This window comes from Cohnella sp. WQ 127256 (assembly GCF_024519285.1).
Lineage (GTDB): Bacteria > Bacillota > Bacilli > Paenibacillales > Paenibacillaceae > Cohnella.
Genome location: NZ_JAMZCY010000004.1, coordinates 775,171 through 790,735 on the forward strand (window position 1 = coordinate 775,171; position 15,565 = coordinate 790,735).

Genomic DNA, 15,565 nt, shown 5'->3' on the forward strand with positions numbered 1-15,565 from the left:
GGTTTCCCTCCTCACATTCACTTTTATTATTATTTCCCTAGACAGAATTGGGAGAAAATCTGATCAAGCAAAGAATCTCCCGCAGCCTCTCCAAGTATTTGTCCTAATGACTCCCACGATGAAGTAATATCGATCTGAATTAAATCAATCGGCACACCTTCATAAGTGGCACCAATCGCATCTTCTAACGATTGTTTGGTCTGATGTAGTAACGAAATATGACGCGCATTACTCACATAAGTGATGTCCCCAGATTCAACCGCACCACTGAAAAATAAACCTGATACTGCTTTCTCCAGCTCATCGATACCGTTACCTTCCTTAGCTGACAAGAATACAATCTGATCCTTGGTGAAGGTCTGCTCGACTTCTGCTATTTCCAAATGGCCTGGTAAATCCATTTTATTCACAACAACGATCGTCGGGCGATCCTTTAACTGCTCAATCAATTTACGTTCGTCTTCATGCAAAGCCTCATGATGATTCAATACAAGCAAGATCAAATCAGCATCATTCAGAGCGTCATGGGACCGCTCTACACCGATCTGTTCCACTTTGTCACTCGTCTCGCGAATTCCAGCCGTATCTAGAAGCCTTAACGGAATTCCCGATAAAGATACGGATTCCTCTACAATATCACGAGTTGTTCCTGGAATGTCCGTAACAATAGCTTTATTATCCCTAGCAAGAGCATTTAATAAAGAGGATTTACCGGCATTAGGACGGCCAACAATAACCGTCACAATACCTTCCCTTAGTATTTTGCCTTCGTTTGATTTAATTAACAACTCGTTGACTTGTTTAAGTACAGAACCACAATTCGAGCGGATAAAATCCGTAGTGATATCTTCTACATCATGCTCCGGATAATCTATATTTACTTCAACGTGCGCAATCAATTCAATAAGATGTTGTCGCATCGGTATTATTTGCTTAGATAATGCTCCTTCAGCTTGCTTACGGGCAACCTGAAAAGCGCGATCCGACTTCGAACGGATCAGGTCGATAACTGCTTCCGCTTGAGCTAGATCAATTCTACCGTTGAGGAACGCACGCTTCGTGAATTCTCCCGGTTCAGCTAATCTGGCTCCATGACGTAGAACCAGCTCCAGCACAGACTTTACAGCGACTATCCCACCATGTGTACTTATCTCAACTACATTCTCTGCAGTGAATGTTCTAGGACCTTTCATTACGGTAACCAATACCTCATCCAATACAAGCTCATTATTTGGATCAACAATCCATCCATATTGAACTGTATGTGATGCAACATCACGTAAATCATGCTTAGACTTAAACAACTTTGCGACCGTTTCAATCGCATTTTCTCCACTTACCCTCACAACTGCAATACTGCCTTCACCTAATGCAGTTGCAATCGCAGCAATCGTATCCTCTTTCATAGCTATCCCTCTTTCAAGTGAACACAGCTACCGTCTTTAAGACGGCAATACACATGAATATACAAAAACGCAATGACCCCCAACGTTGCGGAAGCCATTGCGTGGTCTCTTAATCCTTAAAGCCAATTACAATGCGTCGATTTGGTTCATCTCCCTGGCTGAAAGTCTTCACACGAGGATTGTTTTGCAATCTCGCATGAATAATCTTTCTTTCCTGGGAAGTCATCGGTTCAAGCATAACTTCTTTACGTGTTCGAATGACCTTCATGGCCATACGATCGGATAATGCTTCTAAAGTCTGGCGACGGCGTTCACGAAATTGCTCGGCATCGAGTACGATACGAAGGCGATGATTCGAGTGGCGATTAGCCACGATGTTCACAAGGTATTGCAGAGAATCCAATGTCTGTCCACGTCGACCGATTAGAATGCCCAAGTCGGAGCCTGTAATGTTAATCCGCACAGCATCATTCTCATCCACCCGCTCAACAGAAACGGCAAGTTCCATCGCTCCAGCTATTTCTTGTAGAAAATGAATTGCTTCTTCTACACCATCTGGTAACAATTCCAACTCTACTTTTGCATCTCTTGCTCCAATGAGCCCGAACAGCCCTTTGCTTGGTTGTTCTAATACCTTAATGTTCACCCGGTCTTCTTGAATGCCCAATTGGGCAAGACCATTACGAACTGCATCTTCTATCGTTTTTCCCGATGCCAGGAGCTTTTTCATTTTCCGTTTGCCCCCTTACCTTTGCCTTTACCTTTACCCTTACTTAAATTTGGTTTTGGTTGAGTTGCTTCTTCAGCTGGTTTAGGAGAATTTCTATACATAAAGTAGTTTTGAATAATGGTGTAGATATTACTGTAAATCCAGTAAAGCGGCAATGCAACTGGGAAATTAATCGCCATGACGAAGATCATAACCGGGAAGATGTACATAAGACCCTTCATCGGTCCAACCATTGTTTGCTGCTTCGACATCATCATGGATTGAATTAGCGTCGTACATGCAGCAGCAATTGGAATGAGGTAGTAATACCAATGACCCGAGTTACTAGGCGTTAAACCAAGTTCAAATCCAATAAAGGTATGCTCTCTAATTTCTACATTCTTATAGATGGAGTTATATAGCGCGATAAAGATTGGCATTTGAACAATTAACGGAAGACAACCTGCCAACGGATTTACTTGATTGGTTTGGTATAGCTTCATCATTTCTTCTTGCTGTTTCTTAGGATCATCCTTGTACTTCTCACGAACCTTTTTCATTTCCGGTTGAAGGGCTTGCATGGCTTTCGTATTCTTATACTGTTTAATCATTAATGGAAGGATAATTGTCCTTACAATAATAGTAAGCAGTAAAATCGACAGCCCGTAGGATCCACCGAACCATTCAGCGAACTTATCCAGCATGAATGAAAACCAATAAACTACATTGCGCGTCCACCATGAACCGCTATCCTGCATTTCAACAGTCGTTATTGCAGTCGTCGTTGGCGAGCAACCCGCCAGAAGCACCATCAGTGACAGTGCACCGATGATCGTCCACCATTTGCGATTTCGCAACAAAACTAAAAACTCCCCTCTTAAATGCCCGGCATGCCGAAATATTCAATTCAATTTTCCACCCAAATACATCCAGTACATGGATATAACTATTCATGTCCACTATAACATAAGAAAGAAGGCAAAGAAAAGCTAGGCTTGTTCACAATACCTCAGCTTATTTGCCTTGTTTACCGTTGCGATGATTAGGACGGTTCCCTCTTCCAGCTGATTGAGATGAACCACCGGCATTTTGACTTGATCCTTTTAATAAACCTGCCTTTCGCAGCACATGCAAAATGCTTCCTTCCATCTGCTTATATGGAAGAGATAATGCAGGCTTACGAACAATCAAGATCAAATCCGTATCCTCAAGCAGCTTAGACGCGTTTAATCTTACAATTTCCTTCACCATTCGTCTTAAGCGATTCCGTACGACAGCGCCACCTAATTTACTACTGGCAGATACGCCCATGCGAAAAGATCCCCGCGTCGACCGCTTCCGCCAATACACAACAAATTGTGAATTCGCAAACGAGCGTCCGTAGCGGTAGACCACATTAAAGTCTTCTCTTTTCCGAAGGCGCAGTTTCCTATGCATCTCTCACCGCTCCATCTTTCCGGAATAATAAAGAAAAAAAAGACCACGTGAGGTGGTCTTTCATTAACTATGCTGTCAATTCTTTGCGACCTTTATGACGACGAGCAGCAAGAACTTTACGACCGTTCTTCGAGCTCATCCGGCTACGGAAACCGTGAACCTTCTTACGCTTGCTTACATTCGGTTTAAATGTAGGACCCATGATTCCAACCCCCTTACTTAAAAACTCACGTCCATCTATTTAACCATGTTCGAGCCAAAAAGTCAATAAAAAGCCCAATGACATTCCGCTAGACTTATGCACATGTGTATAAAATCGAATTTGCTGAAAGTTGAAGTTGAACATTGTCGAACAATTACACATCTTATCAACAATATATAGTACTGTGCACAGTTTTCATCCACAAGTTCTTGAAATTGTGGATAACATGGTGAATTTCGTTGAATTTAGAGGGTTAGTCTGCTATGATTAGTCCATACTTTCGCAGTGGATGACGTAAAAATAACCGTATTTTATCAACAGCCTGTGTATAACTTTGTGAACAAACTCCCGTAATGGTGGATATCCCTATATTTAATTAAGGGGAAACTGTGGATAACTAGTCGAACAGCTTTCGACTTTTCGTTCTCCGCTTATTTTTTGTCCTTACGATGGGTTAAAGGAGAGAAATTGTCGTGGACAACCGCAACAGCGAAGTCTGGCAACAAGTGTTGTCGGTCATCCAAACGAAACTCAGCAAGCCAAGCTTCGATACTTGGTTTAAAGCAACGAAGGCTTCCTTCTTAAGCGATCAAGTCGTTATTGTGACCGCACCAACAACTTTTGCCGTTGAATGGCTGGAAACACGTTATACAAAGCTGGTATCTTCAACGCTTTCTGATTATATTGGTAGAACTGTTGAGGTTAAATTTTCTATAGAAGAAATTAAACCTCCTGAATTCCATGAAACAGCTCCTCAGATCGTCGTCAAACAACAGCCTGCCCTCGAAGAACCAATGATGCACATGCTCAATCCAAAATACACATTCGATACGTTCGTTATCGGAGCTGCCAATCGCTTTGCACATGCCGCATCTTTGGCGGTAGCGGAATTGCCGGCTAAATCCTATAACCCTTTCTTTATGTATGGAGGCGTAGGACTAGGCAAAACCCATCTTATGCACGCCATTGGGCATTATATTTTAGAGCACAACCCTCATATGAAGGTTCTGTATCTCTCCTCTGAGAAATTTACCAATGAATTCATTAATGCGATCCGCGACAACAGAGGCGAGAGCTTCCGTAACAAATATCGCAATATTGACGTTCTGCTCATTGATGATATTCAATTTCTCGCCGGTAAAGAAGGAACCCAGGAGGAATTTTTCCACACCTTTAATGCGCTGCATGAAGAGCACAAACAGATCGTCATTTCCAGTGACCGTCCTCCCAAAGAAATTCCAACTCTCGAAGAACGACTACGTTCACGTTTCGAATGGGGATTAATTACCGATATTCAGCCACCTGATTTAGAGACGAGAATTGCCATTCTGCGCAAGAAGGCGAAGGCAGAGAATCTCGACATCCCTAATGAAGCTATGATGTATATCGCCAATATGATTGATTCCAACATTCGAGAATTAGAGGGCGCTCTTATACGAATTGTGGCCTACTCATCACTAACAAACCAAGATATTTCCGCGCATCTTGCCGCTGAAGCCTTGAAGGACATCTTGCCTACAGGGCGCAACCGGCTTATCACCATACAGGATATTCAGCAGCGGGTCGGAGATTACTACGGTTTAAAACTAGAGGATTTCAAAGCTCGCAAACGAACAAGAGCTGTTGCTTACCCTAGGCAGATCGCCATGTATTTATCACGTGAACTCACGGACTACTCTTTGCCTAAGATCGGAGATGCTTTCGGAGGGCGAGATCATACCACCGTTATTCATGCTCACGAGAAAATTTCGCAGCTGCTTAAGGTCGATCAAGATCTCTACAAAATTATCAACAGTCTAACAGAAAAAATCAAAAATTTAACGTAAAAAAGCTGCTGCGCCTATGCACAACTCGTCCACATGTGGATAGGCGTTGTTTTCGAGCTTTTTCGCGGTTATCCACATATCCACTGCCCCTACTACGACTTAAAGATTTAAACATGCTACAATATACAAAATTGAAGAGGTGAAACCATGAAATTGACGATATTGCGCAATGAGTTAAATGACGCTATTCAACATGTATCCAAAGCCGTTGCCTCAAGAACAACGATCCCTATATTAAGTGGGATTAAATTGGATGCTAGTCCAACTGGGGTTACCTTAACCGCAAGCGATACCGACATTTCCATACAAAGCTTCATACCACTCGAAACTCCGAATAAAACAATTGGAACGGTTATCAGACCCGGAAGTGTTGTTCTTACAGCTAAGTTTTTTGTGGAGATCATCAAGAAGCTTCCTCATGAAGAAGTTCATATTGAGGTTGGAGACCACTTTCAAACGTTAATTACATCCGGAGCAACAGAGATACAGCTTGTAGGGTTAGATCCTGAAGAATTTCCAGTGCTTCCATCCATACAAGAAGATCAGGTTGTGTCGATTCCAGGTGATCTGCTTAGAGACATGATCCGACAAACTGTTTTCGCGGTAACTACGAATGAATCGACACCCATTTTAACGGGGGTTTTGTGGAACCTTCACGATGGTGTGTATAAGTTTGTCGCTACGGATCGACATCGCTTGGCAAGTCGAACGGCAACAGTCGAATTGTACGATGTAAGATTCTCAAATATTGTTATATCTGGGAAAACTCTAAATGAGTTAGCGAAGATTGTACCGGATCAGAACGTAATGGTGGATATTGTCGTTGCGGAGAACCAGGTACTATTTAAGCTTGGTAACGTATTGTTCTATTCCCGCATGTTGGACGGGACCTATCCGGATACTTCCAAGATTATTCCGCAAAGCTTCAAAACAGAACTTGTTTTGAATACAAAGTCACTTAGTGATTCGATTGATCGTGCTTATTTGCTCTCTAGAGAGGAAAAAACGAATATTGTTCGTTTAATCACGACGGATAATGGAGGAATCGAAATTTCCTCAAGCTCGTCCGAGCTAGGTAAAGTTACGGAGCAGTTAGAAGTTACTGAAATGCGCGGCGAGTCGTTGAAAATTGCTTTTAACTCTAAATACATGTTAGACGTCCTAAAGGTTATTGATAGTGAGGAGCTGTTCATCGGATTTAACGGTGCAATGAGCCCTATTATTATTAGACCTAACGACCATGAGAACAGCCTGCATCTAATTCTCCCTTACAGAACGACGAATTGAGGCGTACAGAGATGAAAAGTATCGGAATTTCCACAGAATATATTACGCTGGGCCAATTTTTGAAGCTTGCGGATTGTATTGGTACAGGCGGAGAAGTGAAGCATTTTTTACAGGAAAATAGCGTTCGAATTAACGATGAGTTAGATAATCGTAGAGGACGTAAGCTTAGAGTTGGAGACAATGTTAAGGTTGAAGGATTCGGAGCGTTTACCATTAGTGTCCGCTAATCCTGACCTCGCAGCCTCCGAAGTCAGTTGGAGAGGTATATCCTATGCAGTTAAACTCATTGGAGCTTCATGGATATCGTAACTATGAGTCATTAAAGCTATCAACTGAGGGTGGCGTCAATATTTTTATTGGGCCGAATGCCCAAGGGAAAACGAATTTAATTGAAGCCATTCATGTGTTGTCTTTAACGAAGTCCCACCGGACCTCGAAGGATAAGGAATTGATTGGCTGGAATCATTCAGCGGCTATCATTAGAGCTCAAATGAATAGAAAGCTTGGCGATGTAAGTCTGGAATTGCAGTTATCGGCACAAGGAAAAAAGGCTAAAGTTAACGGATTGGAGCAGCGCAAGCTCAGTAGCTTCGTTGGCACGTTAAATGTCGTCTTGTTCGCGCCGGAGGATCTGGATATCGTCAAAGGAGCACCGGGAGTGCGCCGCCGGTTCATGGACATGGAAATCGGTCAGGTGCATCCCGGTTATTTGTACGACATGCAGCAGTATCAGAGAATTTTGCAGCAAAGAAACAATTATTTGAAATCAACTGATATCCACAGGGCTTCTCCAGAAATGCTAGATGTATGGAATGAGCAACTTGTAACGTCAGGTGTTAAAATGATGCAAAAAAGGAAAAACTTTATTGTACAGCTGCAGAAGTGGGCAGAAAAAATACATTCCGGAATTACGGGGAGCACTGAACATTTTACCGTGGAGTATAAACCCTCATTCGGTTCCTCGTCTGGAATGGATAACCAAGAACAATCTTCTTTATTCGATCAATTTATGTTAAAGTTATCACAGGGCAAGGAACAGGAATTTAGGCGGGGAATGACGCTGACCGGTCCGCATCGCGATGATCTGAGCTTTGCCATTAACGGCAAGGATGTTCAGTCATTCGGATCCCAAGGACAGCAGCGAACAGCGGCATTGTCATTAAAGCTGGCAGAATTAGAACTCATGCATGAAGAAATCGGGGAATACCCGATATTATTGCTGGATGATGTTCTATCTGAATTGGACCAGACTCGGCAAACTCAGCTTATTGAAACCTTTCAGAGCAGAGTGCAGACGTTTATCACGACGACGGGTTTGGAGAGCGTTAATATGAGCCGTTTGAAGGATGCTTCTATTTTTCACGTGAGAGACGGCCAATTGCTGCGTTAATGTTAGGAGGAGCTCCGTGTACATTCATCTGGGCGGGGAAAAGGTTATTCGGACGTCGCAGCTCGTGGCTATTTTTGATATATCCATTGAGCAGTCTTCCAAGCTATCGAGGCAATTTGTCGTGCATGCGCAGAAGAACAAAGAAGTGGAAACAATCGGGGAAGAAGATCCTAAATCGATTGTTGTAACGGAGCATAAAGTTTATTACTCTCCAATATCCACGGCCACTCTCAAGAAGAGGGCGCACTATTTGGAAGGGTAAGTACTTCCTGAAATCTTTAATAAGCAGCGGCTAGTAAAGAAGGCGGTGGAAGGTTTGTCCGTTAATTCACAGCATAACACATACGATGAGAGTCAGATCCAGGTACTAGAAGGATTAGAGGCGGTACGCAAACGTCCTGGTATGTATATCGGATCTACGAGTGGTAAGGGCTTGCACCACCTCGTCTGGGAAGTTGTCGACAATAGTATTGACGAAGCGTTGGCTGGTTATTGCAACCGGATCGACGTCATCATAGAAGAAGACAACAGCATCACTGTTATTGATAACGGTCGCGGAATTCCGGTCGGAGAGAACACTAAGTTAAAGAAATCAACGCTTGAAGTCGTTATGACCGTCTTGCATGCGGGTGGTAAATTCGGTGGCGAAGGCTATAAAGTATCGGGTGGATTGCACGGTGTTGGTGTATCCGTCGTGAATGCTTTATCTGAGCAGGTCATCGTAACCGTTAAGCGTGATGGGCGCATTCATCAGCAAGAATATCGTCGGGGTGCTCCCCAATATGACTTGAAGGTTATCGGTGAAACAGAAGAGACGGGTACGCAGACACGTTTCAAGCCGGATCCTGAGATTTTTACGGAAACGACGATTTTTGAATATGACACACTCGTTGGCCGTATTCGTGAGCTTGCATTCCTCAATAAAGGAATTGAACTCAATCTTAGTGATAAGCGTACGGGAATGAGCGAGACGTTCAGATATGAAGGCGGAATCGTGGAGTTCGTGCAATATTTGAATCGCAACCGCGAAACGATGCATGAGCAGCCTATTTATGTAGAAGGCGCCAGAGACGCTATTCATTGCGAAGTAGCTATGCAATACAACGACGGTTATTCCGAGAATTTGTATTCCTTCGCGAACAATATCAATACTCATGAGGGTGGAACTCACGAATCTGGATTTAAGAGTGCCCTTACTCGTATCATTAACGAATACGCCCGTAAGTCAGGCTTCGTGAAGGAAAGCGAGAACAATCTATCTGGTGATGATGTCAGAGAAGGTTTGACGGCAATCATCTCCGTGAAAATTCCAGAGCCGCAATTCGAAGGACAAACGAAGACAAAGCTTGGGAACAGCGAAGTTCGTGGAATCGTGGAATCTTTGTTCAGCGAGAAGCTGTCTCAATTTTTGGACGAGAATCCGGCTGTTGCTCGGAAGGTTATGGAGAAAGGTCTTCAAGCAGCGAGAGCAAGGGAAGCTGCGCGTAAGGCTCGCGAATTAACTCGTCGGAAGAGTGCGTTAGAAGTAAGCGCACTTCCAGGTAAATTGGCGGATTGCTCCTCTAAGGATGCTTCGATTAGCGAAATATACATTGTCGAAGGAGACTCTGCTGGCGGTTCGGCCAAGCTAGGTCGCGATCGTCACTTCCAAGCGATATTGCCGTTGAAAGGTAAAATTCTCAACGTTGAGAAGGCGCGCCTGGATAAGATTTTGTCTAACTTGGAAATTCGGGCCATGATTACTGCGCTTGGTACGGGGATTAGTGAAGATTTCGATATTGCCAAGGCTAGATATCATAAGATCATCATTATGACCGATGCCGACGTCGATGGTGCACATATACGTACATTGATTCTTACTTTCTTCTATCGCTACATGCGCAAATTGATTGAAGAAGGCTACGTTTATATCGCTCAACCGCCGCTCTTCAAGATTGAACGGAACAAGACAGTCCGTTATGCAATGAGTGAGAAGGAAAGAGATCAGATCGTCGCTGAGTTCGGAGAAGGCGTTAAGCTGAATATTCAACGTTACAAAGGTTTGGGTGAGATGAATGGTACCCAGCTTTGGGAAACGACGATGGATCCGGATGTACGGACGATGCTACAGGTTCGCATCGATGATGCGATGAAGGCAGATCTTATGTTCGATACTTTGATGGGTGAGAACGTGGAACCACGTCGCGATTTCATTCAACAATATGCGAAGTATGTTAAGAATTTGGACGTATAGTACAAACAATGAGTTAAGCACACGCAGGGGGTATCTCTAGATAGAGGTACCCCCTGCGAATTACCCTTTGCGTTTACGGACCTTGAATCGACCGTAGGCTACGGCATAGGAATAGATTCTTCGGAACACGGAGCGATTAGGTAGTTTCTTAAACAGAAACGGGTCAGGCAATGTATTGACCTCGAGAATCCACGGCTTCAAAGTGTGGTCAACGGCCACATCTATCCCGATTTCTTTAATCCGAGGGAATCTCTTCTCCATTGCAATAGCGACATCTACCCCAAGCTTACGGAGACGAGCTTCATAGTGAGTCCATTTCTCTGCAGATAAGGAACGCTTCAACAAGGTCATGACAGGTTTGGGCGTACCTCCGGCATGATAGTTCGTTACGATTTTACGAGGATGGGCGACACGACCGATCATCCCAGTTGCCTCCCACTTCGATTGCGGGTTTTTCTGAACCATAATTCGAAGGTCGAATCTTCTTCCGGAGTACTTTAACAAATGAATCCCTTGTTGGGCTAAATACGCTTTGTTCTTCTTCACAACAAGAAGCTTTCGATACATGTCGCCAAAGGTAACGAAGGAATATTTAGCCTCACCTGACTGAAAGAAGTAAGGGCGATTGGCTCCGATGTTCTTCTCCACTCGTATGACCCCATTGCCGAAAGTGCCATTAACCGGTTTTACATAAATCATTCCATAATGATCAAGCATTTGTTCTACGGTTGACCTCTGAAAGCTTCGGGTGGAAGGGACATATTCTCTTAAAATGGGATCGGCAATAAGAACGTTGGTTTTAGCCCATTTACTGCGAACGCGCTGAATCGACATCGGGGTTCATCCAACCTTTCCCTTCGGCAATATGGTATAATGGAATTATTGTATATTTTCTAATCTATGACGGAAATCGCCTTGCGGTGAGTATTCGTAAGAGCGTTCTTATCCGCTTGTATATTGTTAAGGAGGATCCTCATGTCTGAAGAACAACGCTCCCAAGTCCGCGACCGCGATATCGGGGTCGAGATGAAGGAATCGTTCATGGATTACGCAATGAGCATTATCGTCAGCCGGGCTTTACCGGATGTTCGTGATGGATTGAAGCCAGTTCATAGACGTATTCTCTATGCGATGTCTGAATTGGGGATGTCCCCGGACAAGCCTTACAAGAAATCGGCGAGAATCGTCGGTGAAGTTATCGGTAAGTACCATCCACATGGTGACTCTCCAATCTATGAGGCCATGGTACGTATGGCACAGGATTTCTCTCTCCGTTACATGTTAGTCGATGGCCATGGTAACTTTGGTTCCGTTGATGGAGACGGAGCAGCTGCAATGCGTTATACGGAAGCTCGTCTCTCCAAGATCGCAATGGAGATGCTTCGCGATATTAACAAGGAAACCGTTGATTACAGACCTAACTACGATGGTGAAGAGATCGAGCCTGTCGTTTTACCAGCAAGATATCCGAACTTGCTCGTTAACGGTAATACCGGTATCGCAGTAGGGATGGCAACGAACATTCCGCCTCACAACCTGAGAGAGGTCATTGAGGGTACTCAAGCGCTGTTACGTGATCCGGAATTAACACCTTATGATCTAATGGAATATGTAAAAGGTCCGGATTTTCCAACGTCTGGTCTAATTCTAGGTCGGGTAGGCATCCGTCAAGCTTATGCAACAGGACGTGGTTCTGTTACGATGCGAGCACGTGCCACAATTGAGGAGAACAACGGCAAAGCCCGTATTCTCGTTCATGAAATCCCATATCAAGTCAATAAAGCAAGACTCGTTGAGAAAATTGCTGAGCTCGTACGCGAGAAGAAGATCGACGGAATTACAGATCTTCGCGATGAATCAGACCGTAATGGTATGCGGATTGTAATCGAGCTACGCCGTGATGTAACACCGACGGTAGTACTCAACAATCTGTATAAGCAAACTCAGATGCAAACAAGCTTCGGAGTTAACATGCTGGCGCTTGTTAATAATGAGCCTAGAGTACTTAACCTGAAGGAAGTTCTATATCATTACATCCAGCATCAGGTTGAAGTCATTCGCCGTCGTACGGAATACGATCTGAAGAAAGCAGCAGCGCGCGCGCACATTCTAGAAGGATTGCGTATTGCTCTTGATCATCTCGATGAGGTCATAGCGCTCATTCGTGCTTCTCAAACTACGGAAGAAGCTAGAGAAGGCTTGATTTCACGATTCGGTCTTTCCCACGATCAAGCTCAGGCTATTCTGGATATGCGTCTACAACGCCTTACAGGCTTGGAGCGCGATAAGATCGAACAGGAATATAACGAATTACAGACGAAGATTGCTGAATATAAAGCGATTCTAGCTGATGAGAACCTCGTTAATGAGATCATTTATGATGAACTTGAAGAGACGAAGCTCAAATATGGTGACGATCGCCGTACGGAAATTACAGTGAGCGACGACGAGATATTGGATGAAGATCTGATTCCTCGAGATGATGTTGTCGTCACGATGACGCATACCGGCTATATTAAGCGGCTCCCAGTGTCTACTTATCGCAGTCAAAAGCGTGGGGGTAGAGGGATTGTGGGTATGGGAACAAAAGATGATGATTTCATCGAAAATCTATTCGTCTCTAATACTCACCATTATCTATTGTTCTTTACGAACAAAGGTCGCGTATTCCGGATGAAGGCTTATGAGATTCCGGATTTAAGTCGGACAGCTCGAGGCACGCCGATTATCAACCTAATTCAGATCGAACAGGGCGAAACGATTAACGCGGTTATTCCAGTTGAATCTTTCGAGCCTAATCAATTCCTATTCTTCGCTACTCGTAACGGTATCGTGAAGAAAACACCGCTTGATAATTACGCGAACATTCGTAAAGTTGGTCTGATCGCCATTTCCTTGCGTGAAGACGATGACCTAATTGGTGTTAAATTGACAGACGGTGAACGTGAAATCGTTATGGGGACTAGCCAAGGGATGTCTATTCGTTTCTCTGAGGCAGACGTTAGAGCGATGGGTCGTTCGGCAACCGGTGTTAAAGGAATTCAATTAGCGGATGACGATAAAGTAATCGATATGGATATCGTATCAGCGGAGCAAGAAGTGTTGATCGTAACGGCTAAAGGTTATGGTAAGCGGACTCCAATGACGGAATATCGGATTCAGACACGTGGCGGTAAAGGGATCAAGACCTTGAACGTTACGGAGAAGAATGGAGCTATCGTTGGATTGAAGGTCGTTCACGATGATGAAGATCTAATGATCATGACTTCCTCTGGAACCTTGATCCGTACAAGTATGGCAGGAATTAATACAATGGGACGTATAACCCAAGGTGTTAAATTGATTAATATTCGTGATGAAGATTCCGTGGCTACAGTTGCTCGGGCTCCGAAGAACGAAGAAACAGATACGGATTCTGAAGATACGGAAAGCGAGACGGAAGACAACGCATAAGTTGTCTTCCAGAACCGTTAGCCATCTAAGAGAGGGAAATAGTGATGCCGATTATTCCGACTATGCAAGTACAAGTGGGTGATCGTCTTGCCAATGATGTTCAGACATCTCTCGGAAGCGTGCTGCTTCAGCAAGGCCGAATCTTATCTGACAGAGATAAGGAAATATTGCAGGCTTTTCTCATATCAAGCGTAGATGTCAGACGGAATGGTCTAGAAGCGCAGGAAGTGGAGAAGGCGGAGGAAGTTACTCTTGCCGCCACAGAAGTCAAGATCACTTCTTTGCAGCAACACTTTCTCAGCATGGAGAGTCTTCTTAAGCGTATCATGTCAATGGTTAGCTCCGGACTGAAGATTCCCATATTGGATTTGCGTAATGAGCTAACTCTAATGTTAGCTCGTATGGATGAATATAACGTACTAACATTTGTATGTCCCCCAGCAGTTGGGACAGAAGATGTATTAGTTCGTAACAGTGTCCTCTGCGCAATGACCTCTTATCAATTGGCTAAGTGGAGCAAACTCCCTGAGAAAGATTGGCTTCAGATTTCGATGGCGGGCTTGCTACACGATATTGGTAATGTGAAGGTGGACAAGGCGATCCTTAACAAGCCTTCACGCCTTTCTTCAGAAGAAACAGAAGAGATGAGAAAACATACTCTTTATGGCTTCAGATTGCTCGAAGGTAGTACTTCGATGAATCAGGGTGTATGGCTTTCAGCGCTTCAGCATCACGAGAGAATTGACGGCAGCGGTTATCCTATGAAGGTAAAAGGGGAAAAGATTCATCCTTTTGCGAAGATCGTTGCAATCGCAGATATGTACCATGCCATGACATCCAATCGCAACTATCGAAAAGCGGAGTCCCCGTATCTTGTGCTCGAGGAGCTCCATTCCGGATCCTTCGGCAAGTTAGACCCGCTATTCGTTCAAACCTTTATTGAGAGAACGACTCAATTCCATAATGGCGTTTTCGTTAAGCTAAACAATGGTTCCATTGGAGAGATCGTGTTCACAGATCGTAACGACCCGACTCGTCCGATGGTATCGGTAAATGGTCAGATTGTGAATCTGGGTCAGAATCGTCAGATGTTCATCTGTGAAGTGTTTGCAACTCCCTAGAGGAGTGCATCTATCTATTGAAAGACCGTAAAGTCAGCCAAGCGCTGATTTCACGGTCTTTTTCTTATTTCCAAGCGAATATAAAGACTGCTTTAGCGTGTTAGAAAGAGGTACTAAAAAGCAATTGAAAAAGAAATTGAAATAATTATAAAAAAGGGTTGCAATCGTCTAGGTGGCTGTGATATATTATTTAAGCCGCTTCAAGAGGGCGCACGACAAGCTGACAAATAGCGAGTCGAACGAAACACGAATTGTTCTTTGAAAACTGAACATCGAGCGTAAGAAAACGAACAAAACGTCGGAAGATGGCTTCGGCTGTCGGAGGACAAACCAGTTGTAAAGATTGAGCCTTCAAGGCTCTTTAATACGAAGCTTCGGCTTCACTATTATGGAGAGTTTGATCCTGGCTCAGGACGAACGCTGGCGGCGTGCCTAATACATGCAAGTCGAACGAATCTCTGATGGAGCTTGCTCCTGATGAGGTTAGTGGCGGACGGGTGA

Annotated in this window: 14 protein-coding genes and 1 rRNA gene; 9 read left to right on the forward strand and 6 right to left on the reverse strand. The window is 44.0% G+C overall.

Annotation, left to right across the window (positions count from 1 at the left end; translation table 11 throughout):
- Positions 1 to 29: 29 nt before the first annotated feature.
- The 5 genes from mnmE to rpmH form a co-directional block, all read right to left on the reverse strand.
- A complete protein-coding gene (gene mnmE / locus M1K58_RS14900) occupies positions 30 to 1,406 on the reverse strand; it encodes a tRNA uridine-5-carboxymethylaminomethyl(34) synthesis GTPase MnmE (protein WP_256759638.1) in 1,377 nt (458 codons plus the stop codon).
- Between the two features lie 109 nt (positions 1,407 to 1,515).
- A complete protein-coding gene (gene jag, locus M1K58_RS14905) occupies positions 1,516 to 2,136 on the reverse strand; it encodes an RNA-binding cell elongation regulator Jag/EloR (protein ID WP_256759639.1) in 621 nt (206 codons plus the stop codon).
- On the reverse strand, positions 2,133 to 2,927 hold the full coding sequence (locus tag M1K58_RS14910) for a YidC/Oxa1 family membrane protein insertase (protein WP_372339164.1): 795 nt from the start codon (positions 2,925 to 2,927) through the stop codon (positions 2,133 to 2,135). The genes jag and M1K58_RS14910 overlap by 4 nt, the downstream gene beginning before the upstream one ends.
- Positions 2,928 to 3,129: 202 nt before the next feature.
- Positions 3,130 to 3,552, reverse strand: coding sequence for a ribonuclease P protein component (gene rnpA / locus M1K58_RS14915; RefSeq protein WP_256759641.1), 423 nt, complete (start codon positions 3,550 to 3,552; stop codon positions 3,130 to 3,132).
- A gap of 67 nt (positions 3,553 to 3,619) precedes the next feature.
- Positions 3,620 to 3,754 carry a 50S ribosomal protein L34 gene (rpmH, locus tag M1K58_RS14920; protein WP_256759642.1) on the reverse strand — a complete coding sequence of 45 codons (135 nt, stop codon included), beginning with the start codon at positions 3,752 to 3,754 and terminating at the stop codon, positions 3,620 to 3,622.
- Positions 3,755 to 4,227: 473 nt separating this feature from the next.
- Here rpmH and dnaA point away from each other — a divergent pair, with 473 nt between their 5' ends.
- From dnaA to gyrB, 6 genes are all read left to right on the forward strand, one after another.
- A complete protein-coding gene (gene dnaA, locus M1K58_RS14925; protein ID WP_256759643.1) occupies positions 4,228 to 5,580 on the forward strand; it encodes a chromosomal replication initiator protein DnaA in 1,353 nt (450 codons plus the stop codon).
- Between the two features lie 147 nt (positions 5,581 to 5,727).
- The gene (gene dnaN, locus M1K58_RS14930; protein ID WP_256759644.1) at positions 5,728 to 6,867 is read left to right on the forward strand and encodes a DNA polymerase III subunit beta; all 1,140 of its coding nucleotides are present in this window, start codon (positions 5,728 to 5,730) and stop codon (positions 6,865 to 6,867) included.
- 11 nt (positions 6,868 to 6,878) lie between these two features.
- Complete coding sequence (gene yaaA / locus M1K58_RS14935; protein WP_256759645.1) at positions 6,879 to 7,094, forward strand: S4 domain-containing protein YaaA; 216 nt, start codon at positions 6,879 to 6,881, stop codon at positions 7,092 to 7,094.
- A gap of 44 nt (positions 7,095 to 7,138) precedes the next feature.
- Complete coding sequence (gene recF, locus M1K58_RS14940; protein ID WP_256759646.1) at positions 7,139 to 8,257, forward strand: DNA replication/repair protein RecF; 1,119 nt, start codon at positions 7,139 to 7,141, stop codon at positions 8,255 to 8,257.
- A gap of 16 nt (positions 8,258 to 8,273) precedes the next feature.
- Complete coding sequence (gene remB, locus M1K58_RS14945; protein ID WP_256759647.1) at positions 8,274 to 8,519, forward strand: extracellular matrix regulator RemB; 246 nt, start codon at positions 8,274 to 8,276, stop codon at positions 8,517 to 8,519.
- A 54-nt stretch (positions 8,520 to 8,573) separates the two neighbouring features.
- A complete protein-coding gene (gene gyrB / locus M1K58_RS14950; RefSeq protein ID WP_256759648.1) occupies positions 8,574 to 10,490 on the forward strand; it encodes a DNA topoisomerase (ATP-hydrolyzing) subunit B in 1,917 nt (638 codons plus the stop codon).
- Between the two features lie 60 nt (positions 10,491 to 10,550).
- Here gyrB and M1K58_RS14955 read toward each other — a convergent pair whose 3' ends face one another.
- Complete coding sequence (locus M1K58_RS14955) at positions 10,551 to 11,324, reverse strand: YheC/YheD family protein (RefSeq protein ID WP_256759649.1); 774 nt, start codon at positions 11,322 to 11,324, stop codon at positions 10,551 to 10,553.
- Positions 11,325 to 11,465: 141 nt separating this feature from the next.
- Here M1K58_RS14955 and gyrA point away from each other — a divergent pair, with 141 nt between their 5' ends.
- The 3 genes from gyrA to M1K58_RS14970 all read left to right on the forward strand — a co-directional run.
- On the forward strand, positions 11,466 to 13,943 hold the full coding sequence (gene gyrA / locus M1K58_RS14960; RefSeq protein ID WP_256759650.1) for a DNA gyrase subunit A: 2,478 nt from the start codon (positions 11,466 to 11,468) through the stop codon (positions 13,941 to 13,943).
- A 44-nt stretch (positions 13,944 to 13,987) separates the two neighbouring features.
- Positions 13,988 to 15,064, forward strand: a complete 1,077-nt coding sequence (locus M1K58_RS14965; RefSeq protein ID WP_256759681.1) for an HD-GYP domain-containing protein — start codon at positions 13,988 to 13,990, stop codon at positions 15,062 to 15,064.
- Between the two features lie 385 nt (positions 15,065 to 15,449).
- Positions 15,450 to 15,565 (forward strand): 16S ribosomal RNA (locus tag M1K58_RS14970); the annotation flags it as partial.

What these genes read in the sequence shown, in the direction of transcription:
- M1K58_RS14910 (WP_372339164.1), bottom strand. Translation starts at nt 2,927, where the DNA reads ATGGTGCTTCTGGCGGGTTGCTCGCCAACGACGACTGCAATAACGACT.
- mnmE (WP_256759638.1), bottom strand. Translation starts at nt 1,406, where the DNA reads ATGAAAGAGGATACGATTGCTGCGATTGCAACTGCATTAGGTGAAGGC.
- recF (WP_256759646.1), top strand. Translation starts at nt 7,139, where the DNA reads ATGCAGTTAAACTCATTGGAGCTTCATGGATATCGTAACTATGAGTCA.
- dnaN (WP_256759644.1), top strand. Translation starts at nt 5,728, where the DNA reads ATGAAATTGACGATATTGCGCAATGAGTTAAATGACGCTATTCAACAT.
- gyrA (WP_256759650.1), top strand. Translation starts at nt 11,466, where the DNA reads ATGTCTGAAGAACAACGCTCCCAAGTCCGCGACCGCGATATCGGGGTC.
- M1K58_RS14965 (WP_256759681.1), top strand. Translation starts at nt 13,988, where the DNA reads ATGCCGATTATTCCGACTATGCAAGTACAAGTGGGTGATCGTCTTGCC.
- M1K58_RS14955 (WP_256759649.1), bottom strand. Translation starts at nt 11,324, where the DNA reads ATGTCGATTCAGCGCGTTCGCAGTAAATGGGCTAAAACCAACGTTCTT.
- yaaA (WP_256759645.1), top strand. Translation starts at nt 6,879, where the DNA reads ATGAAAAGTATCGGAATTTCCACAGAATATATTACGCTGGGCCAATTT.
- rpmH (WP_256759642.1), bottom strand. Translation starts at nt 3,754, where the DNA reads ATGGGTCCTACATTTAAACCGAATGTAAGCAAGCGTAAGAAGGTTCAC.
- rnpA (WP_256759641.1), bottom strand. Translation starts at nt 3,552, where the DNA reads ATGCATAGGAAACTGCGCCTTCGGAAAAGAGAAGACTTTAATGTGGTC.
- jag (WP_256759639.1), bottom strand. Translation starts at nt 2,136, where the DNA reads ATGAAAAAGCTCCTGGCATCGGGAAAAACGATAGAAGATGCAGTTCGT.